At 74.9% G+C, this 19293-nt stretch carries 20 protein-coding genes; 8 read left to right on the top strand and 12 right to left on the bottom strand.

Going from position 1 to position 19293, the window contains the following annotated elements; genetic code table 11:
• Positions 1-81 precede the first annotated feature (81 nt).
• Positions 82-498 (top strand): MarR family transcriptional regulator, encoded by a 417-nt coding sequence (locus AB0F62_RS17640; RefSeq protein ID WP_361799122.1) that lies wholly within the window; start codon positions 82-84, stop codon positions 496-498.
• Between the two features lie 36 nt (positions 499-534).
• Here AB0F62_RS17640 and AB0F62_RS17645 read toward each other — a convergent pair whose 3' ends face one another.
• Genes AB0F62_RS17645 through AB0F62_RS17655 form a run of 3 tightly spaced genes read right to left on the bottom strand, consistent with a single transcriptional unit; the run spans position 535 to position 2956 of the window.
• The gene (locus AB0F62_RS17645) at positions 535-2019 is read right to left on the bottom strand and encodes an SDR family oxidoreductase (protein ID WP_361799027.1); all 1485 of its coding nucleotides are present in this window, start codon (positions 2017-2019) and stop codon (positions 535-537) included.
• Positions 2016-2255, bottom strand: a complete 240-nt coding sequence (locus tag AB0F62_RS17650; protein ID WP_361799030.1) for a hypothetical protein — start codon at positions 2253-2255, stop codon at positions 2016-2018. Before AB0F62_RS17650 ends, AB0F62_RS17645 begins: the two co-directional genes overlap by 4 nt.
• Positions 2252-2956 carry an alpha/beta hydrolase gene (locus tag AB0F62_RS17655; RefSeq protein ID WP_361799033.1) on the bottom strand — a complete coding sequence of 235 codons (705 nt, stop codon included), beginning with the start codon at positions 2954-2956 and terminating at the stop codon, positions 2252-2254. The genes AB0F62_RS17650 and AB0F62_RS17655 overlap by 4 nt, the downstream gene beginning before the upstream one ends.
• Positions 2957-3136: 180 nt before the next feature.
• Between AB0F62_RS17655 and AB0F62_RS17660 the strand changes: the two genes are divergently transcribed.
• Genes AB0F62_RS17660 through AB0F62_RS17680 form a run of 5 tightly spaced genes read left to right on the top strand, consistent with a single transcriptional unit; the run spans position 3137 to position 8549 of the window.
• The gene (locus tag AB0F62_RS17660) at positions 3137-4408 is read left to right on the top strand and encodes an FAD-dependent oxidoreductase (RefSeq protein ID WP_361799036.1); all 1272 of its coding nucleotides are present in this window, start codon (positions 3137-3139) and stop codon (positions 4406-4408) included.
• Entirely contained in the window at positions 4402-5157 is a 756-nt protein-coding gene (locus AB0F62_RS17665; RefSeq protein ID WP_361799039.1) for a DUF1365 domain-containing protein, read from the top strand. Before AB0F62_RS17660 ends, AB0F62_RS17665 begins: the two co-directional genes overlap by 7 nt.
• Positions 5158-5159: 2 nt before the next feature.
• Entirely contained in the window at positions 5160-6440 is a 1281-nt protein-coding gene (locus AB0F62_RS17670) for a cyclopropane-fatty-acyl-phospholipid synthase family protein (RefSeq protein ID WP_361799042.1), read from the top strand.
• Positions 6437-7723, top strand: coding sequence for a cyclopropane-fatty-acyl-phospholipid synthase family protein (locus AB0F62_RS17675; protein WP_361799045.1), 1287 nt, complete (start codon positions 6437-6439; stop codon positions 7721-7723). The genes AB0F62_RS17670 and AB0F62_RS17675 overlap by 4 nt, the downstream gene beginning before the upstream one ends.
• 4 nt (positions 7724-7727) lie before the next feature.
• Complete coding sequence (locus tag AB0F62_RS17680; protein WP_361799048.1) at positions 7728-8549, top strand: DUF1295 domain-containing protein; 822 nt, start codon at positions 7728-7730, stop codon at positions 8547-8549.
• A gap of 512 nt (positions 8550-9061) precedes the next feature.
• Here AB0F62_RS17680 and AB0F62_RS17685 read toward each other — a convergent pair.
• The 3 genes from AB0F62_RS17685 to AB0F62_RS17695 form a co-directional block, all read right to left on the bottom strand.
• Positions 9062-10420, bottom strand: coding sequence for a deoxyribodipyrimidine photo-lyase (locus AB0F62_RS17685; RefSeq protein WP_361799051.1), 1359 nt, complete (start codon positions 10418-10420; stop codon positions 9062-9064).
• Between the two features lie 657 nt (positions 10421-11077).
• On the bottom strand, positions 11078-11860 hold the full coding sequence (locus AB0F62_RS17690; RefSeq protein ID WP_361799054.1) for an anti-sigma factor: 783 nt from the start codon (positions 11858-11860) through the stop codon (positions 11078-11080).
• A complete protein-coding gene (locus tag AB0F62_RS17695; RefSeq protein ID WP_361799125.1) occupies positions 11857-12441 on the bottom strand; it encodes a sigma-70 family RNA polymerase sigma factor in 585 nt (194 codons plus the stop codon). The genes AB0F62_RS17690 and AB0F62_RS17695 overlap by 4 nt, the downstream gene beginning before the upstream one ends.
• Positions 12442-12538: 97 nt before the next feature.
• Here AB0F62_RS17695 and AB0F62_RS17700 point away from each other — a divergent pair, with 97 nt between their 5' ends.
• Complete coding sequence (locus AB0F62_RS17700; protein WP_361799057.1) at positions 12539-13414, top strand: NAD(P)-dependent oxidoreductase; 876 nt, start codon at positions 12539-12541, stop codon at positions 13412-13414.
• A gap of 1 nt (position 13415) precedes the next feature.
• Here the strand turns inward: AB0F62_RS17700 and AB0F62_RS17705 are convergent, their stop codons facing one another.
• The 3 genes from AB0F62_RS17705 to AB0F62_RS17715 form a co-directional block, all read right to left on the bottom strand.
• Positions 13416-14177: a hypothetical protein gene (locus tag AB0F62_RS17705; RefSeq protein WP_361799060.1), complete on the bottom strand. Its 762-nt coding sequence runs from the start codon at positions 14175-14177 to the stop codon at positions 13416-13418.
• 3 nt (positions 14178-14180) lie between these two features.
• Complete coding sequence (locus tag AB0F62_RS17710; RefSeq protein WP_361799063.1) at positions 14181-14843, bottom strand: hypothetical protein; 663 nt, start codon at positions 14841-14843, stop codon at positions 14181-14183.
• Between the two features lie 72 nt (positions 14844-14915).
• Positions 14916-15518, bottom strand: coding sequence for a TetR/AcrR family transcriptional regulator (locus tag AB0F62_RS17715; RefSeq protein WP_361799066.1), 603 nt, complete (start codon positions 15516-15518; stop codon positions 14916-14918).
• Between the two features lie 63 nt (positions 15519-15581).
• Here AB0F62_RS17715 and AB0F62_RS17720 point away from each other — a divergent pair, with 63 nt between their 5' ends.
• Positions 15582-16538: a beta-ketoacyl-ACP synthase III gene (locus AB0F62_RS17720; RefSeq protein WP_361799069.1), complete on the top strand. Its 957-nt coding sequence runs from the start codon at positions 15582-15584 to the stop codon at positions 16536-16538.
• 69 nt (positions 16539-16607) lie between these two features.
• On the opposite strand, the gene fabF is transcribed toward AB0F62_RS17720, so the two are convergent.
• The 3 genes from fabF to AB0F62_RS17735 form a co-directional block, all read right to left on the bottom strand.
• Complete coding sequence (gene fabF / locus AB0F62_RS17725) at positions 16608-17867, bottom strand: beta-ketoacyl-ACP synthase II (RefSeq protein WP_361799072.1); 1260 nt, start codon at positions 17865-17867, stop codon at positions 16608-16610.
• Between the two features lie 64 nt (positions 17868-17931).
• Entirely contained in the window at positions 17932-18177 is a 246-nt protein-coding gene (locus AB0F62_RS17730) for an acyl carrier protein (RefSeq protein WP_326576364.1), read from the bottom strand.
• Between the two features lie 73 nt (positions 18178-18250).
• Positions 18251-19282 carry a ketoacyl-ACP synthase III gene (locus tag AB0F62_RS17735; protein ID WP_361799076.1) on the bottom strand — a complete coding sequence of 344 codons (1032 nt, stop codon included), beginning with the start codon at positions 19280-19282 and terminating at the stop codon, positions 18251-18253.
• Positions 19283-19293: the final 11 nt, after the last annotated feature.

The raw sequence follows: 19293 nt of genomic DNA on the forward strand, positions 1-19293 counted from the left end.
ATTTAGGATGGGAGAGTGCCCGACAACCTCCAGGACGAGTCCCCGACCGGGCTGCAGGCCTTCGCCGTGCAGCTGCGCCGGATGAACAGCGAGTTCAACCGCGTCGCGCAGGACTTCGCGCAGAGCCAGAAGCTGCACCACACCGACGTGGAGGCGCTGGTGGCGATCCTGGACGGCGACGGCCGCGGCGGCGCCATGACTCCCGGTCTGCTGCGCGAGCGCCTCAATCTGACCTCCGGTGCCGTCACCGCCTGCCTGGACCGGCTGGAGCGCGCCGGCCACATCCGCCGCACCCGCGACGCCGCCGACCGCCGCGTCGTCCATCTGCACTACGCGCCACGGGGGAAGGAGGTGGCGCGGGAGTTCTTCCGGCCGCTCGCGCACAGCACCGACGCGGCGCGCTCCCGTTTCACCGAGGACGAACTGACCGTCGTGATGCGCTTCCTGACCGCGATGAACGACGAGCTGACCGCCCTGCGCGGCACCGTCCCGGACTGAGGTCCCCCGGGAACTCCGGGCCCCGGGGCCGGGCCGCTACGGCCCCGCCGCGCCCTTCCCGGCCGCGGCGGCTATGTTCCGCGCCATGCCGCCGAAGACCAGGGAGTGGAACGGGGAGACGCTCCACCAGTACGCGTGCCCGGCCAGGCCGTGCGGGTGGAACAGCGCGCGCTGCCGGTAGACCGTGCGCCCCTGCCCGTCCCGCCCGGCCGTCAGCTCCAGCCAGGCCAGGCCCGGCAGCCGCATCTCGGCGCGCAGCCGCAGCAGCCGGCCCGGCTCGATCTCCTCCACCCGCCAGAAGTCCAGCGAGTCGCCCGCCCGCAGATGCGCCGCGTCCCGCCGCCCGCGGCGCAGCCCCACCCCGCCCACGAAACGGTCCAGCCAGCCGCGCACGGCCCAGGCCGGCGGGAACGAGTACCAGCCGTTGTCTCCGCCGATGCCCTCGATGACCTTCCACAACGCCTCGGGCGAAGCGTCCACGACGCGCGCCCGGCGGTCGGTGTACAGGCTGCCGCCCGCCCAGTCCGGGTCGGTGGGCAGCGGGTCGCTGGGCGCCCCCGGCAGCGCGGCGGAGGACCAGCGGGTGGCCACGTTGGCGTCCCGGATGCGCTGCAGCGCCAGCCGCAGGGCACGCTCGACGCCGATCATGCCCTCGGGCGGGTCCGGCACCCACCGCGCGATGTCGCGGTCGTGGCAGACCACCTCGTGCCGCAGCGACTCCGTCAGCGGCCGCGCGATGCCCGCCGGCACCGGGGTCACCAGCCCCACCCAGTGGCTCGACAGCCGCGGCGTCAGCACCGGAACCGGCAGGATCAGACGGTGCGGCAGCCCCGCCACCTCGGCGTACTTCAGCATCATGTCCCGGTACGTGAGCACGTCCGGGCCGCCGATGTCGAAGGGCCGGCTCACCTCCGGCGGCAGCGCGGCGCAGCCGACGAGGTAGCGCAGCACGTCGCGTACGGCGATCGGCTGGATCCGGGTGCCCACCCAGCGCGGGGTGACCATCACCGGCAGCCGTTCGGTGAGGTAGCGCAGCATCTCGAAGGAGGCCGAACCCGAGCCGATGATCACCGCCGCCCGCAGCGCCGCAGTCGGCACGCCGGAGGCGAGCAGCACCCGGCCCACCTCGGCACGCGAGCGCAGGTGCGGCGACAGCTCCCGCTCGGGCACCCCGGCCGGGGTCAGGCCGCCCAGGTACACGATGCGCCCCACGCCGGCGGCCCGCGCCCGGGACCCGAAGACCTCCGCGGCCTCCCGGTCGGTCCGCTCGAAGTCCCGCCCGGTCCCCAGGGCGTGGACGAGGTAGTAGGCGACGTCCACGCCCTCCATCGCCGCCGCCACCGACTCCGGGTCGGTGACGTCTCCCCTGACGACCTCCACCTCGCCCGCCCACGGGTGGTCGCGCAGCTTGCCGGGCGTACGGGCCAGGCAGCGCACCCGGTGGCCGGCCTCGAGCAGTTCGGGGACGAGCCGGCCGCCGATGTACCCGGTGGCGCCGGTCACCAGGCAGGTGAGGCTCATCGCGGGCCCCCCGTGCCGGGGGTGGAGGGGCCGCACGCCGGCTGCGGCGGCAGGGCGCGCGGCGGGCCCGCCAGGGCCGCCAGGGTCGGCAGGGTGATGCCGAGCGGGACGGGGGTCCGGTCGCGCCGCGCGGTGCGCGGGATGCCGGGCCGGGTGGCCGTCAGGACGCGGGCGATCCCGTCCGCGCGGTCGAGGCGGCCGCCGGGCGCCGTCGTGGGGCGGGTGGGGCTGATCACGGTTCCTCCGCTTCCGGGGCCGCCAGGGCCCCCGCGACCTCCGGCGGCAGCGGCCCCAGCCGCAGCAGTCCGGCCACCAGACGTGCCGTCAGGGCGTGCCAGGTCCCGGCCCCGCGCAGCATCGCGTGGTCGCCGCCCGGGACGACCAGATGGCAGGCCAGGGCACCGGCCGCCCGCGCCCGGGCGGCCAGGGTCAGCGAGCCCGCCGGGTCGGTGACCCGGTCCCGGTCGCCGTGCAGCAGCACCAGGCGGCGGCCCACGAGATGCCCCACCGGCTCGTCGGCCGGGCACCACGGCGCCAGGCCCACGACCGCGCCCACCAGCGGATGCCCGGCCACGCGCAGCGCGGCGCGACCGCCCATCGAGTGCCCGACCAGCACGACGGGCACCTCGCCGGCGCGCTGCCGCAGGGCGTCCAGCGCGCGCAGGGCGTCCCGCGCGGCGTCCTCCCGGTCGCCGTTCCAGCCGCGGTGCCGGTAGCGGACCCCGGCCAGTGCCACCCCGTGCCCGGCGGTGGCCCGGCCGATGGCGCGGACGAAGGGACGCATCCTGGCCCCCGGCAGATTCCACCGCGGCGGCGGCTCCAGGCCCTCCGCGCGGCCGCCGTGCAGCACCAGGACGGCGGCGCGGGGCCGCTCGGGCAGCGTGTACGGGACCAGCGCCGGACGCGGCCCGCCGCCCACCTCGTCACCGTACGTCATCGGACCGCCTCTCTCGTGCGCTCTCCGTCATTATCGACCGCCCCTCGCGGCGACGCCCGCCACGTGCCTCCACCCATGATTCGCGGCCGCCCGCGCGGCGGATTGCCGGAGGGACCAATCCGCCGTGCGGAGGGCTCCGAATCACCGGCAGGGAGAGGATCCTCGACGAAAGGACGGGACGTGACCGACGCAAGGCGAAGGGTGGCCGTCGTGGGCAGCGGCGTGGCCGGGCTCACCGCCGCCTACCTGCTGCAACGCCACTGCGACGTAGCGCTGTTCGAGGCCGACGACCGGCTCGGCGGACACGCCCACACGCACGACATGCCCTCCCGCGACGGCCGGGTGACCGGCGTCGACAGCGGCTTCATCGTCCACAACGAGCGCACCTACCCCACCCTGCTGCGGATCTTCGCCGAACTCGGCGTCCCCACGCAGGAGTCGGAGATGAGCATGTCCGTCCGCTGCGAAGGCTGCGGCCTGGAGTACGCGGGCGCGCGCGGCCCGGCCGGGATCTTCGCGCAGCCGCGCAACGCGCTGCGCCCCGCCTATCTGCGTATGCTGGCCGAAGTGCCCCGTTTCCACCGTCTGGCCCGGCGGCTGCTCGCCGAGGGCGGTTCCGACGACACCACCACGCTGGGGGAGTTCCTCCGCGCGGCGGGGTTCTCGGCGTACTTCACCGCCCACTTCACGACCCCGCTGGTGGCCTGCGTGTGGTCCTGCTCGCCGCGGTCGGCGGCCCACTACCCGGCGGTGTACCTCTTCCGGTTCCTCGACCACCACGGCATGCTCGCCGTGAGCGGCTCGCCCACCTGGAGGACCGTCACCGGCGGCTCGCGCGTCTACGTCGAGCGGATCGTCAAGCGGCTGACCGCGATCCGCACCGCCACCCCCGTGCGAGCCCTGCGGCGGCACGCCGACGGCGCCGAGATCGTCACCGCCGACGGGGAGACCGAGGCGTACGACGCGGTGGTCGTCGCCACCCACCCCGACCAGGCGCTGGCCCTGCTCGCCGACCCCACGGCGGCGGAGCGCCGGGTGCTGGGGGCCATCCCGTACTCCCGCAACCCGACGCTGCTGCACACCGACACCTCGGTGCTGCCCCGCAGTCCCGGCGCCCGCGCCTCCTGGAACTACCTGATGCCCAGCTGCGCCCCCGACCCCGGCGGGGTCCGCGTCAGCTACGACATGAACCGGCTGCAGCGGCTGGACACGCCCGAGCGCTATGTCGTCACCCTCGGCGACGAGGAACGCGTCGACCCGGACCGGGTGCTCGCCCGCATGGTGTACGAACACCCCGTCTACACCCCCGAGTCGCTCGCCGCCCGGCGGCTGCTGCCCTCCCTCGCCACGCCCGTCACCGCCTACGCCGGGGCCTACCACGGCTGGGGCTTCCACGAGGACGGCTGCCGATCCGGCGCCGAGGCCGCCCGGCACCTGGGGGCCCGATGGTGACCCCCGCCGGCGCTCCGCCCCAGGTGCCCGCCCTGTACGAGTGCACGATCACCCATGTTCGCACCCGCCCCGTCCGGCACGCCTTCACCCACCGCACCTACCTGTGGCTGACCGACCCCGCCCGGCCGCCACGGCTCCCCGCGCCGCTGCGCCCCCTCGCCCGGTTCGACCCCCGCGACCACTTCGGCGGGCGGCACCCGACCGTACGGGCCGGCCTCGACGCCTATCTCGCGGCCCGGGGCGTGGACCTGCGCGGCGGCCCGGTCCGGATGCTCGGTCACGCCCGGGTCCTCGGCCATGTCTTCAACCCGCTGACCCTGTTCTGGTGCCACGACCCCGACGGCGCCCTCGTCTGCGTCGTCGCCGAGGTCCACAACACCTACGGGGAACGGCACGCCTATCTGCTGCGTACCGACGAAGGCGACACCGCCCGCACCGCCAAGGACTTCTACGTCTCCCCGTTCTTCCCCGTCGACGGCGCCTACCGCATGCGGCTGCCCGAGCCGCACGACCGGCTCCACCTCACCGTCCACCTGGAACGCCCCGGCGGCGGCACCCCGTTCACCGCCACCGTTCGCGGTGAGCGGCGCCCGGCCACCGCACCGGGCCTGCTGCGCGCCGCCGTTCGTCACCCCTGGTCCACGGCCTCGGTGTCGGCCGGCATCCGCCGGCACGGCATCCGGCTGCTGCTGTGCGGACTGCCCGTGCAGCCCCGCCCCGTCCACGCGCCTCAGGAGGGTTTCGAGTGACCATGTCCACCACGTCCGTCCCCCTCTCCGCCCCCTCTCCCGCCCCCGCCGCCGGCGTGGACCCGCGCCGCTGGCCGGACGTCGCCGCCGTACCGCGCTGCTCACGCCTGCGCGCGGCGGTCGCCGGGGCCGTCGTGCGGCGCGCCCTGAGCGGGCTCCCGCTGCGCTGCCGCCTCGGCGAGGGCGGCCCGGTCCTCGGCACGGGCGGGCCCCTGATCGAGATCGCCGATCCGGAGGCCTTCCACCGCCGCGTCGGCGTCCACGGCCTCATCGGCTTCGGCGAGTCCTACATGGCCGGCGAATGGGACGCGCCCGACCCGACGGCCGTCCTGACCGTGCTGGCGGGGCACGTCACCGAACTGGTGCCCCGGCCGCTGCAGCGGCTGCGTGCCCTGTGGGCGCACCGGCAGCCCCGCGGAGGGCGCAACACCCTCGACGGTGCCCGCCGGAACATCCACGCCCACTACGACCTGTCCAACGAGCTCTTCGCCCTCTTCCTCGACGAGACCCTGACCTACTCCTCGGCCGTCTTCCGCGGTTTCCCCGCGCGCCGGGCCCAACTGGCCGCCGCCCAGCACCGCAAGATCGACCGGCTGCTCGACCTGGCGGGCGTCGGGGAGGGCACCCGGCTGCTGGAGATCGGCACCGGCTGGGGCGAGCTGGCCGTACGCGCCGCCCGCCGCGGCGCCGAGGTCGTCTCAGTCACCCTCTCCGAGGAGCAGCGCGGGCTCGCCACGGCCCGCATCGCCGCAGCCGGGCAGCAGGACCGGGCCACCGTGGAGTTGCGCGACTACCGCCAGGTCACCGGGAGTTACGACGCGATCGTCAGCGTCGAGATGATCGAGGCCGTCGGCGCCGAGTACTGGCCGGTCTACTTCACCGCGCTGGACCGGCTGCTCGCACCCGGCGGCAAGGTCGCGCTCCAGGCGATCACCATGCCGGACGAGCGCATGCTCGCCACCCGCGACACCCACACCTGGATCCAGAAGTACGTCTTCCCCGGCGGCCTCATCCCCTCCCTGGAGGCGATCGAGCGGACCCTGGAGGAGCACACGGCGCTCCGCGTCACCTCCTGCGACGGCTTCGGCCCGCACTACGCCGAGACGCTGCGGCTCTGGCGCGAGCGCTTCACCGAACGCGCCGACGAGGTCGCGGCCCTGGGGTTCGACGAGACCTTCCGGCGGATGTGGACGCTCTACCTCGCCTACTCCGAGGCCGGCTTCCGCTCGGGCTACCTCGACGTGTGCCAACTGCGGCTGACCCGGCCGGAGACCGCCCGGTGAAGGGCGTCGCGGACACCCTCGCCCCGCTGCTGGAGGAGTTCACCGGCGGTCCGCTGCCGGTACGGCTGCGGGCCTGGGACGGCAGTACCGCCGGGCCGCGCGACGCCCCCGTGGTCGTCCTGCGCTCCCGTCGCGCGCTGCGAAGACTCCTGTGGCAGCCCGGCGAACTCGGCCTGGCCGAGGCGTACATCACCGGCGACATCGATGTGCGCGGCGATCTCGGCGAGGGCCTGCGCGCCCTGTGGCACGCGGTGCGCGAGGACCGGCTGCGCCCGCCCCGGCTCACCGCCGGCGACCGCCTGCGCGCCGCCGGCGCCGCGGTGCGGCTCGGCGCCGTCGGCCCCCGCCCGCCCGCCCCGCGCGGGCGGGCCAGGCTGAACGGATCCCTCCACAGCAAGGGCCGCGACCGGGCCGCCATCAGCCATCACTACGACCTGTCCAACGACTTCTACGAACTCCTCCTCGACCCCTCCATGGCCTACTCCTGCGCCTACTGGACCCGCCACGACGACCCGGCCTACGGCCTCGCCGAGGCCCAGCGCGACAAACTCGAACTCATCTGCCGCAAGCTCGGTCTGCGCCCCGGCACGCGGCTGCTCGACATCGGCTGCGGCTGGGGCGCGCTCTCCCTGTATGCCGCGCGGACCCACCGGGCGCAGGTGCACGCCGTCACGCTCTCCTCCGCCCAGCGGGACTTCGTACGGGACCGGATCCGCGAACACGGCCTGGAGGAGTACGTCACCGTCGAACTGCGCGACTACCGCGACCTGGACGGCAGCGGCGGCTACGAGGCGGTGACCGCGATAGAGATGGGCGAGCACGTCGGCGACGAGCACTACCCGCGGTTCGCGGCCACGATCCACCGCATGCTGCGCCCGCAGGGCAGGGCGCTGGTGCAGCAGATGTCCCGCGGACGGGTGGCGCCCGGCGGCGGCGCCTTCATCGAGACGTACATCGCCCCCGACATGCACATGCGCCCGCTCGGCCGCACCGTGGCGCTGCTGGAGAACGCGGGGCTGGAGGTGCGGGCCGTGGAGTCGCTGCGCGAGCACTACGTCCGCACCGTGCGGGCCTGGTCGGCCACCCTGGAGCGGCGCTGGTCCGACGTCGTCCTCCTGGCGGGCGAGGAGACCGCCCGCGTGTGGCGGCTGTACCTCGCGGGCGGGGCGCTGGCCTTCGCCGAGCGGCGCATGGGCGTCGACCAGATCCTCGCCGTCCGGCCCTCGGCGGACGGCGGCAGCGGCACGGCCGGGACGCAGGCCGCCTGGTACGAGGGATGGTGACGCGATGAGCGGCTTCCCCTGGGCCGCGTTCGGGACGGGCGCCGCGGTGGCGGCCGGGGCCGCGCTCGCCGTCATGCTCGCCACCTTCGTCTTCGCCGTGTCCCGCGGCAGGCACCGGTACGTCGACGTCGCCTGGGGCGTGGCCTTCACCGCGGTCGCCGCCTCCGCGTACGGCATGTCCGCCGGGTACGGCGACCCGGCCCGTCGCGGCCTGGTGCTCGGGCTGACCGCCGTGTGGGGCCTGCGGCTGGCCGTCCACATCGCCCGCCGCGGCCGCGGCCACGGCGAGGATCCCCGTTACGAGGCCTACCTGGCCAAGGCCCGGGGCAGCCGGGCCGCCTACGCCCTCCGCGCCGTGTACCTGCTGCAGGGCGCCCTCGTCCTGATCGTCTCGCTGCCCGTGCAGGCCGCCTCGTACATCCCCGGCCCCCTCGGCCCGGCGGCCGCGGTGGGCGTCCTGCTCTGGGTCACCGGAGTACTCTTCGAGGCCGTCGGCGACCACCAGCTGGCCCGGTTCAAGGCCGATCCGCGGAACCGGGGCCGCATCATGGACCGCGGGCTGTGGAGCTGGACCCGGCACCCCAACTACTTCGGCGACTTCTGCGTCTGGTGGGGGCTGTTCGCGGTGGCCTGCGACGCCTGGCAGGCCGCCGCGGTCTCGGTGGTGTCCCCGCTGGCGATGTCGTACCTGCTGACCCGGGGCAGCGGGAAGGCGCTGCTGGAACGGCACATGGCCGACCGCCCGGGGTGGGCCGACTACGCGTCGCGGACCAGCGGTTTCCTCCCGCGGCCGCCGCGGAAGCGGGCCGGCGCCTCCCCGGGGTGAGCGGTTGCCGACGGCGGCGGGCGGTGTGCGGTGGCCGGGCGGGCGGGGGTGGCTGCGGCGCTTAGTCGAGTGCCGGTCCCGGGCGGGCGTGGGCGACGTCCGTTGGACCGGGTGGTGTGCCGCGGCCGCCGCGGCAGCGGGCCGGCGCGTGAGCGGTTGCCGACGGCGGCGGGCGGGCGAGGGCGGCTGCGGCGCTGAGCCGAGTGCCGGTCCCGGCGGGCATGGGCGACGTCCGTTGGACCGGGTGGTGTGCCGCGGCCGCCGCGGCAGCGGGTGAGCCCCCAGCTGCGGAGAGCCGTTCGGGGGCGGCCGGGAGTACACCGTAGAGGTGGCCGGTTGGGGAGCCTCCCTGTGGGTGGGGCATGGATGCCGCCTGCCGCGGAGGCGGGACGACCGCGCGTCGGGGTGGGCGGCCCGGGCGCGGCGGGCCCCTGCCGTGGAGAGCCGTTCGGGGGTGTCCGGGCAGGCCCCGGACGATGCCCTCCGAGCGGGCGGTGACGTCCCGGGGCGGGCTATTTCCCGCGGGCGGCGCGGAAGCGGGCGAGGGCCTCGTCGAGGTCGACGAGCGGGGCGGGGTAGTCCAGTGCGGCCCGCTCGTGCTCGGGGAGGCGCCAGGGGCGGTGCACGGCGCCGCCCCCCACCTCCGCCAGTTCCGGCACCCAGCGGCGCACGTAGGCGCCGTCCGGGTCGAAACGGCGCGCCTGCACCAGGGGGTTGAGCACCCGGTTGGGGCGGGTGTCGGTGCCGGTGCCGGCCACCCACTGCCAGTTCAGCTGGTTGTTGGCCACGTCGCCGTCCACCAGCAGTTCCAGGAAGTGGGCGGCGCCGATCCGCCAGTCCACGTACAGCGTCTTGGTCAGGAAGCTCGCGGCCAGCAGCCGTGCCCGGTTGTGCATCCAGCCCTCGTGCCGCAACTGGCGCATCGCCGCGTCGATCACCGGGTAGCCGGTGCGGCCCTCCCGCCAGGCGGCGGCCTCCGGGCCGTCCCCCCGCCAGCGGTCGCCGCGCGGCCGCAGGTCCCGGGACGCGGCGTCGGGGCGGGCGGCGAGCACCTGGTGGTGGAAGTCGCGCCAGGCGACCTGGCGTACGAAGGCATCGGCGCCGGGCCCGCCGGCCTCGCGGGCCTGCCGGACCAGCTCGGTGGCCGACAGGCAGCCGAAGTGCAGATACGGCGACAGGCGTGAGGTGGCGTCGCCCGCCAGGTCGTCGTGGCGGTCCTCGTACGCGGCGAGCCCGGAGGCCCGCCAGGCGTGCCAGCGTTCGCGGGCCGCGGTCTCCCCGCCCCGGGGCAGCCCGGGGGACGTGCCCTTCGGCGCCTCCGGCAGCGGCCGGGACGCCACGCCGTCCGGTACGCGGACCGTGCGCGGGGCGCCCAGCGGGTCGCGCAGATCGGCGGTCGCCCAGCGCCGGAAGTACGGCGTGAACACCCCGAAGCTGTCCTTGCCGGCCGGGGTCACCTCGCCGGGCGGCACCGCGGTCAGCACGGCGTCGTGCACCCGCAGTTCGCGGCCCGCCCCGGCCAGCGCCTCGCGCAGCCGCTCCTCGCGCCGCGCGGCGTACCGGCTCACCCCCGCGGCGATGTGCACCTGCCCGGCGCCGGTCTCCTCCGCGACCCGGCACGTCTCGCGGACCACGTCCCCGCGGCGGACGATCAGCCGTCCGCCGCGCTTCCGCAGCCGGGAGTCCAGGTCGGCCAGGCAGCCGGCGAGGAACGCGGCACGGTTCGGGGCGGCGAATCCCGCGGCCTCGATGGCCTCGTCCAGCACGAACAGGGGGACGACCCGCTCGGCGGAGTCGAGGGCGGCGCGCAGCACCGGGTTGTCGTGCAGCCGCAGATCCGCGGTGAACAGGCAGATCGACGTCGTCGTCACGTCCGGCGCTCCCCTCCTCCTGGCCGGCATCCGCGGCGGGCCCGTCCGGCGAGCCTATGGCGCCGCCTCCCGCGGGCGCTGGAGGCGCCCCGCCGCGTTCCGCGTCCGCGGATCGCGGGACACGCGCCCGTGCCGCCGGGCGTTGCCCGGGCGGGAGCCATGGCCGCCGAGCGGCCACGTGGCGGTATCGCCGCCTCGGGGCGGCGTTGCCACCGCAGGCTCCGGGTGGCCGGGCCCCTGGGCTTCTCGTGCTTTCGGCCGGGCAGCCTCCTCCCGGTGTTGCCGCGCGGTGATGCCGATACGAGTGGTGGGCCGGGTCCCCGGGTGTTTCCGCAGCGCCGACCCCTGCGGCGTGAGCCACCCGGGCGCCCGGCCGGGGTGCCCTGCCGCAGGGCAGTGGCAGGCGAGGCCGTGTGAGTCGGGCGTTCGCCCGGGCGGCCGGTGTGTGGCGGCACCGGGCCCTCGCGCGCCGCGGTGCCGCCCGGGGCCGACTTCCCCGGCCCAGGGCGGACTTCCCCGGCTTCGGCCGGCATGCCTCCTCCCGGTGCCGCCCCGGCCGCGGGCAGGGGCGACGGTGCGGGGGCGACGGTGCGGGGCGTGGAGTGCCATGCCGCCGCGACCGCCCCCGTACTCCCTCGGGCGCCGCCCGCGCCGCGCCTACGCCGGGAAGTCCATCAGGGCCAGGGGGTCGGAGGTCGGCTGCGAGGAGCCGCCCGCCGGCTCGACGGTGATGCCCATGCCGGAGGCGCCGTCGACGGAGCCCTGCAGGAGGACGGCCTGCGTCGTGTCGCCGCCGGACGGCTTCGGCATGAGGCCCGCGGAGCGCATCCTGCCGCCGTCCGCGTACCAGAGCTGGTAGACCCGGCCCCCGCCGAGCGCCGGCATGCCGTGGGCGAAGAAGACCGCCCGGTTCTGGCCGCGGGAGACGACGACCGTGCCGCTGGCGTCCCCCGAGAGTTTCGCGGAGGTCGTGACGGCGTCCGGAGCCGCCAGTACGCGCGAGATCTGCTCGGCCTGGGCCTGGGTTTGCCGGTTCTCCTCGCGCAGGTCGCCGAGTTGTTGCTGCTGCCAGACGGTGACCCCGCCCAGCGCAGCCGCCGCGGCGAGGCAGGCCGCGAGGGCGAAGCGCACACGGCGCCGCCCGGGCTGCCCGGCGCGGCGGCGCGTCGCGCGGGCGGTGGCGCGCGGCGGCTCGGGCACCGACGGCGGCTCCTGCCGCACGTTGGCGATGAGCCGCATGACGTCGTCCTTCATACGGGGCGGGACGGGCTCGGCCGCGGCCAGCCCGAGGCGGGCGGCGGTCGCTCCCAGTTCGCGCACTTCCAGCGCGCAGGCCTCGCACTCCGCGAGGTGGCGTTCGAACTCCGCGCGCTCGTGCCGCGTCAGCGCGTCGACGGAGTAGGCGCCGGTGAGGGTGTGCAGCTCGGCCTCGGTGCTCACGCGGTCACCCCCAGGCAGTCGCGCAGCCGGATCAGGCCGTCCCGGAGCCGCGTCTTGACGGTGCCCAGCGGCAGCGACAGCAGCTCGGCGACCTCCCGGTACGTCAGTCCCCGGTAGTAGGCGAGCGTCACCGACTGGTGCTGTACCTCGGTCAGGGTGCGCATGCAGCGCCGCACTTGCTCCGCCTCCAGCCGTGCCTCGACCTGCTCGGTGACGTCGTCGTAGGCGGGGGTGCGTTCCAGCAGCGCCGCCTTGTGTTCACGGTCCGCGGCCGCGGTGGCCGACCGAACGCGGTCCACCGCCCTGCGGTGGGCCAGGGTCATCACCCAGGTCATCGCGCTGCCCTTCTCCGGCCGGAAACGGGCGGCGGTGCGCCACACCTCCACCAGCACCTCCTGCGTCACCTCCTCGGACTGGGCGGGGTCCCTGAGCACGCCGCGCACCATGCCGAGCACCGGTCCGCTCACGGCGTCGTACAGCCGGGCGAAGGCCTCCTGGTCGCCGCGCGCGACGGCGAGCAGCAGCTCCGAGAGGTCCGGCCCCTGCCGTGCGGGCCTGCCGAACCGCAGCGGTTCCCTCACCACACCTCCAGCGTTCGATTCCGTGTGTCGCGACAAGTGTCCCGTCCGGCATTCGGCGCCGCGAGCGATTCGGATTGGTCCGTCGTACGGTGGCGTCATGTCCGACACCACCTCAGCAGCAGTTCTGGGCACCGGGATCATGGGTGCCGCGATGGCCCGCAACCTCGTCAGGGCAGGGCTCGACGTCCGCGTGTGGAACCGCACGAAGGAGAAGGCCGAGCCGCTCGGCGAGGACGGCGCGCGCGTCGCCGACACCCCCGGGGAGGCGGTGGACGGCGCCGACGTGGTGCTGACCATCCTCCACGACGGCGACTCCGTCCTCGACACCATGCGGCAGGCGGCGCCGTCGCTGCGGCGGGGCGCGGTGTGGGCGCAGTGCACCACCGCGGGCGTGGGCGCCCTCGGGGCGTTCGCACGGTTCGCGCGCGAGCACGGGATCGTCTTCCTCGACGCGCCCGTGCTGGGCACCCGGCAGCCCGCCGAGAGCGGGCAGCTCCTGGTGCTCTCCGCGGGGCCGCAGGAGGCCCGCGGGGCCGTGGCGCCGGTCTTCGACGCCATCGGCAGCCGCACCGTGTGGGTCGGGGAGGACGCCGCCGAGGGCGCGGCCAGCCGGCTGAAGCTGGTGATCAACAGCTGGGTGCTGACCGTCACCAACGGCGCCGCCGAGGCCCTGGCGCTCGCCAAGGGCCTCGGCGTGGACGCCTCCGACTTCCTCCAGGCGGTGTCCGGGGGCGCCCTGGACATGGGCTACCTGCAGGCGAAGGGCGCGGCGATCCTGCGCGGCGACTTCAGCCCGAGCTTCGCCGTGGACACCGCGGAGAAGGACGCCCGCCTGATCGTGGAGGCGGGGGAGTCCGTGGGGGTCCGGCTCGACGTGGCCGCCGCCGGCGCCGAGCGCTTCCGCCGCGCGTCCGAGCTGGGCCACGGCGCGGAGGACATGGCGGCCTCGTACTTCGCGAGCTTCGACACGTAGCTCACCCGAGGTGCGGGAAGAGGCCGGTGAAGGACGCCGCCGCCTCGGCGGCGTCCCGGCCGAACGGCGCGTCGAGGTCCCAGATGAGGAAGAGCAGGAAGGCGATCAGGGCGCTGTAGAGCCCGGCGAGGAGCAGTTCGCGCCGGGAGCGCCGGATCTGCAGGCTGAAGATCAGTCCCACCGCGACGAGGGCGCCGACGACCAGGCCGAACCAGACCACGCCCGGCATGGTCGGCCCGGCGTTGTCGCCGCGCGCGGTGCGGGCGTCGTCGGCGGCCGCGACCTGGTCGACGATCGGCTGGTACGCCTGGTTGGCCAGCGGGGTGCGCGGCTCGAAGCCGGTCACGTCGCGGCGCACCTTGTCCAGCAGCTCGGAGCCGCGGCGGGTGTTCTCGCCGTGCGCGAGCATGTACGGCAGCTCGGTGTGCGCGACGTACGAGACGTACGCGTCCACGTCGTCGCGCACCTGGTCGCGGACGTCGGCCGGGTAGACCTGGACCCGCTGGCGCACCTCGTGCAGGGCCTGGGTCTCGCGGTGCAGGGTGTCCTCGGCGCCGCCGCGCGCCTCCCACACGCCGGCGATGGCCAGCCCGAGGACGATGGCGTACACCACGCCGATCATCATCGTCATGTACTCGATGACGTCGGGGGTTTCCGAGGGGTCGTCGTCGTCTCCGAGGCGACGGTGGTTGATGGCCACGATGGTCAGGACGACCGCGCAGGCCGCGGCCATCGCGATGGCCAGGACGAGCCAGTCCGACATCGATCACCTCTGTGAGCGGGCTTGGGAGCGGGGCTTGAGCGCGGCGGCGGACAGGACCGCGGGCGCGGTGACCAGCAGCATGAGATGGACCAGGCTCGGTCCCTCGGGCGCGGGCGGCGGGCTCGCCTTGCGGTAGGCGACCGGCGGGAGTTCCGCGCGATGCGTCGGGGTGGGGGTCGGCGTGGGAGTCGGTGTCGGGGTCGGTGTGGGAGTCGGCGTGGGGGTGGGGGTGGGCGCCGGGGCCGGTGCGCGGCGTACCGGGCGGGCGGGGGCGGGTGTCGGCCGCGGCGGCGCTCCGCACGGGTGCCGCCAGGACACCGAGCCCCGTGAACCGCCGCTGCCGGTCCGGGCGTTCACCGTCGACTCGTACGCGGGGCAGTGCCGCCGCCGGACGGTCGCCGACGAACCGCCGTCGCCGGTACGCGCGTCCACGGTGTCCCCGCCGTGCGAGACCCGGGCCCGGGTCTCGCCGTTGCCGGTCTCCACCCGCACGGCACCGCCGCCGGTCTCGACCCGCACGCTGCCGTCCGGCAGGAACCGGATCACGGGCGGGCCCGGCGGGCCCGGTGGATCATGCGCGTACGCCGTCCCCCCGGCCGCTCCCGGCCCCAGCACCACCAGCGCCGCGGCCGCCGTCAGGCCGGCCCCCCTCAGCCAGATGCTCATGGTCAAGATGGTGCGCGGCCCCGCGCACTCCCATCCGGGGCTCCGGGCCAATCCCCCCGAAGGGCTGATCCGTCAGCGCAGCACGCGCCGCAGCGCACGCCGGGCGCGGTCGGGGGCGGTCCGGTCCCCGAAGAGCTGGACGGAGTGGTTGAGGGCGAAGTAGATCCCGTTCAGCTCGAAGACCAGTTGCTCGGGGTCGGTGCCGGGCGGCAGTTCGCCGAGTTCCACGGCGGCCCTGATGTCCCGGGTCAGCCGGCGCCGCCAGACGGTGTACAGCCGCGCGACCGCGTCCCGCACCGGCCCCTCGCGGCCGTCGAACTCCACGGCGGAGGCGGTGAACAGGCACCCGCCCGGGAAGGCCTCCCGCTCGCGGTCCAGATAGGTCACCCAGGCCTCGCAGATCGCGGTCAGCCGGGTCAGCCCGGGAGCGGCTCCGGCGGCGGGCACCCACACGGCGCGGGTGAAGATCTCGGAGGCCCGCCGCAGGGCGGCGATCTGCAGGGCCTCCTTGGTACCGAAGTGACCCAGCAGCCCGGACTTGCTGATCCCGAGATCGGTCGCGAGCCGGCCGATCGTGAGGCCCTCGAGACCTTCCACGGAGGCGACCGCGACGCTGCGCTCGATGATCCGCTCGCGGGTGTGGCGTGCCTCGGCGGCGGACTTGCGTGGGCTCATGGGGCCATCGTAGCCACCCCTCGCCATTTAGAGTCCGACCGATCGGTCGCTATAGTTTCGAGCATGACTGCATCCCGCATCGCCGCCCTCGGCCACCATCAGCCGCAACGCGTCCTCACCAACGACGACTTGGCCGCCATGGTCGACACCAGCGACGCCTGGATCCGGCAGCGCACCGGCATCGCGACCCGGCACATCGCCGCCGAGGACGAGACGGTCGCCGACATGGCGAGCGCCGCGGCGGGCAAGGCGCTCGCCGCCGCGGGCCTGGACCCCGCCGACGTCGACCTGGTCGTGGTGGCCACCTCCAGCGCCGTCGACCGCTCCCCGAGCACCGCCGCCCAGGTCGCCGCCCGGCTCGGCATGACGGCCCCCGCCTCCTACGACCTCAACAACGCCTGCGCGGGCTTCACCACCGCGCTCGCCGCCGCCGACCACTCCGTGCGCGCCGGTGCCGCACGGCACGCCCTGGTCATCGGCGCCGAGAAGATGTCCGACCTCACCGACTGGACCGACCGCAGCACCTGCGTGCTGCTCGGCGACGGAGCCGGTGCGGCCGTCGTCAGCGCCACCGACGGCGCCCCCGGGGCGCTCCCCGGCGTCGGCCCGGTCGTGTGGGGCTCCGACCCCACCCGCGCCGACGCCGTACGGCTGGCCGGCGCCTGGCAGCCCCGCTTCGCCCAGGACGGCCAGACGGTCTTCCGCTGGGCCACCACGACCCTCGCCCCGATCGCCGAGGAGGCCTGCCGGCGCGCCGGTGTCGCCGTCGGCGACCTCGGCGGCATCGTGACCCACCAGGCCAATCTGCGGATCATCGAGGCCGTCGTCCGCCAGTTGGGCGCCCCGCAGGCGGTGGTGGCCCGCGACGTCGTGGACTCCGGCAACACCTCGGCGGCCTCCGTGCCGCTCGCCTTCTCCAAGCTCGTCGAGCGCGGCGAAGTGGCCTCCGGCGCCCCGGTGCTCCTGCTGGGCTTCGGCGGCGGCCTGTCCTGGGCCGGGCAGGTCGTCGGCTGCCCCTGATCCGGGAACAACGACCGAGGGCCGGTCGCCGCTCGCGCGGCTGACCGGCCCTCAGGGGTGCGGTACGGCTCAGGCCTTGAGGGCCAGGACGACGTTGTGGCCGCCGAAGCCGAAGGAGTTGTTGACGGCCACGATCGGGCCGTCCGGCAGCTTCCGCGCCTCGCCGGAGACCAGACCGGGGTCGATCTCGTCGTCCAGCTCCGTGATGTTGATCGTCGGCGGGGCGATCCGGTGGTGCAGGGCGAGGACGGTGGCGACCGTCTCGATGCCGCCCGCGCCGCCCAGCAGGTGACCGGTCATCGACTTGGTGGCGGAGATGGCCACGTGGTCGAGGTGGTCGCCGAGCACCTTGCGGAGCGCCTTGACCTCGGCGACGTCACCCTGCGGGGTGGACGTCGCGTGCGCGTTGAGGTGGGCGATCTGCGCCAGGTCCAGGCCGGTAGCGGCGATCAGCTGCTCCAGCGCGGCGGCGATGCCGCGGCCGGTGGGCTCCGGCTGCGCGATGTGGTGGGCGTCGGCCGACAGGCCCTGGCCCAGCACCTCGGCGTAGACCCGGGCACCGCGCTTGGCGGCGTGCTCGGCCGACTCCAGGACGACGACACCCGCGCCCTCGCCGAGGACGAAGCCGTCGCGGCCCTTGTCGTACGGGCGGGAGGCGCCCTCCGGGTCGTCGTTGTTCTTCGACATCGCCATCATGTTGGCGAAGGCCGCGATCGGCAGCGGGTGGATGGCCGCTTCCGTGCCGCCGGCGATGACCACATCGGCACGGCCGGAGCGGATCATCTCGTACGCGTAGCCGACGGCCTCGGCGCCGGAGGCGCAGGCGCTGACCGGGGTGTGCACACCGGCGCGGGCGTTGACCTCCAGGCCGACGTTGGCCGAGGGGCTGTTGGGCATCAGCATCGGCACGGTGTGCGGGGACACCTTGCGCGGGCCGGACGTCTTGAGGTTGTCGTACTGGTCGAGCAGCGTGGTGACGCCGCCGATGCCGGAGGCGATGACCGCGCCCAGGCGGTCGGGGTCGACCGAGCTGTCCTCGCCGGCCCTGGTGGTGAAGCCGGCGTCGGCCCACGCCTCGCGGGTGGCGATCAGCGCGAACTGGGCCGAGCGGTCGAGCTTGCGGGCGACCGGGCGGGGCAGGACCTCCAGCGGTTCCACGGCGATCTGCGCCGCGATGCGCACCGACAGCTCGGCGGCCCAGTCCTGCTTGAGGGGGGTGACGCCGGAACGTCCGGCGATCAGTCCCTCCCAGGTCGACGCGCTGTCCCCGCCCAGCGGAGTGGTTGCGCCGATACCGGTGACGACCACGGTGTGATTGGTCGGGCTCACAGGGATTGTCTCTCCACGTCTAGAAGGGCGGGCGACAGACACGTCGTCCAGGGGTGGCTCAGGATCAGCCCTGGGCCTTGAGGATGTAGTCGACGGCGTCGCCGACGGTCTTGAGCTGCTTGACGTCGTCGTCCGGGATCTTGACCTCGAAGCGCTCCTCGGCGGCGACGACGACCTCGACCATGGACAGCGAGTCGACGTCCAGGTCGTCGGTGAAGGACTTGTCCAGCTGGACGTCCTCGGTCGGGATGCCGGCGATCTCGTTCACGATCTCGGCGAGACCCTCGACGATCTCTTCCTGGGTGGCCATGGCGGCGCTCTCCTTCTTCGTGCTGGTTACTACGGGCTGCGGCGGGCGGGAGTGCGCGCCGCGTGGGTGTTGACTAGGGGAGGGTAACGACCGTGGCGGCGTAGACCAGCCCCGCCCCGAAACCGATGATCAGGGCCGTGTCGCCGCTCTTCGCCTGTCCGGTGGCGAGCAGGCGCTCCATCGCGAGCGGGATCGACGCGGCGGAGGTGTTGCCGGTGGTCTCGATGTCACGGGCGACCGCGACGTGCTCCGGCAGCTTGAGCGCCTTGATCATCGAGTCGATGATCCGCATGTTGGCCTGGTGCGGGATGAACACGTCCAGGTCGTCCGCGGTGATCCCGGCGGCGTCCAGCGCCTCCTGGGCCACCTTGGCCATCTCGAAGACCGCCCAGCGGAAGACGGTCTGGCCCTCCTGGGTGATCGCGGGGAACTTCAGCTCGCCGTTCTCGTCCACCGGCAGCTGCGAGACGTCGCCCACATGGAAGCGGTCCCACGCCACGGTCTGGGTGATGATGGCGGACTTGTCGCCCTCCGAGCCCCACACGGTCGGGCCGATCTCGGGCTCGTCGGCCGGGCCGATGATCACGGCGCCGGCGCCGTCGCCGAAGAGGAAGGCGGTGGCGCGGTCCGTCTTGTCGGTCAGGTCGCTCAGCCGCTCGACACCGATCACCAGGACGTGCTTGGCGCTGCCCTCGGTGACCATGCCCTTGGCGAGGGTCACGGCGTAGGTGAAGCCGGCGCAGCCCGCCGAGATGTCGAACGCGGCCGGCTTGCCCGCGCCGATCCGGTGCGCGATCTCGGTCGCGACGGCCGGGGTCTGCTTGAAGTGGGAGACGGTGGCGACGATGACGCCCCCGATGTCCTCGGCCGAGATCCCGGCGTCGGCGATGGCCTTGCCCGCCGCGATGACCGACATCTCGGCGACCGTCTCGTCCGGGCCGGCCCAGTGCCGGGAGGCGATGCCGGAGCGCGAGCGGATCCACTCGTCGCTGGAGTCGATGCTCTCCAGGATCACATCGTTGGGCACCACCCGGGTCGGCCGGTAGCCGCCGACGCCCATGATGCGCGCGTACGGGGAGCCCTTGCTGGGCCTGATCTTCGCCATGTCTGCGGGGA

Source organism: Streptomyces sp. NPDC026673 (assembly GCF_040638135.1).
Taxonomy (GTDB): Bacteria; Actinomycetota; Actinomycetes; order Streptomycetales; family Streptomycetaceae; genus Actinacidiphila.

Bases quoted from the DNA above. Each gene is read 5' to 3' on its own strand.
- AB0F62_RS17640 (WP_361799122.1), top strand. From the start codon at position 82: ATGAACAGCGAGTTCAACCGCGTCGCGCAGGACTTCGCGCAGAGCCAG.
- AB0F62_RS17645 (WP_361799027.1), bottom strand. From the start codon at position 2,019: ATGAGCCTCACCTGCCTGGTGACCGGCGCCACCGGGTACATCGGCGGC.
- AB0F62_RS17655 (WP_361799033.1), bottom strand. From the start codon at position 2,956: ATGACGTACGGTGACGAGGTGGGCGGCGGGCCGCGTCCGGCGCTGGTC.
- AB0F62_RS17665 (WP_361799039.1), top strand. From the start codon at position 4,402: ATGGTGACCCCCGCCGGCGCTCCGCCCCAGGTGCCCGCCCTGTACGAG.
- AB0F62_RS17670 (WP_361799042.1), top strand. From the start codon at position 5,160: ATGTCCACCACGTCCGTCCCCCTCTCCGCCCCCTCTCCCGCCCCCGCC.
- AB0F62_RS17680 (WP_361799048.1), top strand. From the start codon at position 7,728: ATGAGCGGCTTCCCCTGGGCCGCGTTCGGGACGGGCGCCGCGGTGGCG.
- AB0F62_RS17700 (WP_361799057.1), top strand. From the start codon at position 12,539: ATGTCCGACACCACCTCAGCAGCAGTTCTGGGCACCGGGATCATGGGT.
- AB0F62_RS17705 (WP_361799060.1), bottom strand. From the start codon at position 14,177: ATGTCGGACTGGCTCGTCCTGGCCATCGCGATGGCCGCGGCCTGCGCG.
- AB0F62_RS17710 (WP_361799063.1), bottom strand. From the start codon at position 14,843: ATGAGCATCTGGCTGAGGGGGGCCGGCCTGACGGCGGCCGCGGCGCTG.
- AB0F62_RS17715 (WP_361799066.1), bottom strand. From the start codon at position 15,518: ATGAGCCCACGCAAGTCCGCCGCCGAGGCACGCCACACCCGCGAGCGG.
- AB0F62_RS17720 (WP_361799069.1), top strand. From the start codon at position 15,582: ATGACTGCATCCCGCATCGCCGCCCTCGGCCACCATCAGCCGCAACGC.
- AB0F62_RS17730 (WP_326576364.1), bottom strand. From the start codon at position 18,177: ATGGCCACCCAGGAAGAGATCGTCGAGGGTCTCGCCGAGATCGTGAAC.
- AB0F62_RS17735 (WP_361799076.1), bottom strand. From the start codon at position 19,282: ATGGCGAAGATCAGGCCCAGCAAGGGCTCCCCGTACGCGCGCATCATG.